Consider the following 526-nt stretch of genomic DNA (forward strand, 5'->3'; position numbering starts at 1 on the left):
AGGACCATTACTCTCGACGGGAACGCGACGGTCACACTGAACGGAAACGAAATCAACCCAGAAGACTACTCGAAAAACGTGCTTTCGGTGGTTGGGACCGGTAGCCCCACCGATTACCGCTTCTCGGCTTCGGGGTCGATTGAGAAGAGTACCGCCAACAACGGTACGCTCGGCGACGAAGACCAGATATCCGGAGGTACTGTCGAGGGCTACGTTTCCGGTGGCACCGATTCCTATGTGTACTCGGGTGAGCTCACGAGCTTCACTCTCGACGGGAACGCGATTGTCACGTTGAATGGTCAGGAGATCGACCCGGAGACATACTCCCAGGATATCCTCTCGATCGAGGGGACTGGTAGCCCGACCGATTACCGCTTCTCGGTTTCGGGGTCGATTGAGAAGAGTCGCGCCAACGGTGGGACGCTCGGAGACGAGGATAATGTCTTGGGTAACACTGCTACCGGTTACGTCTCGGGTGGGACGGACTCCTACGCGGTCGAAGGCGAGATCGAGTCGTTCTCGCTCG

General features: G+C 57.6%; 1 pseudogene. It reads left to right on the plus strand.

Features of this window, described 5'->3' with window-relative positions:
• Nucleotides 1-526, plus strand: a pseudogene (locus tag D3261_RS20170) (serine protease halolysin R4); the annotation flags it as partial.

Source organism: Halococcus sp. IIIV-5B (assembly GCF_003602035.1).
GTDB lineage: Archaea > Halobacteriota > Halobacteria > Halobacteriales > Halococcaceae > Halococcus > Halococcus salsus.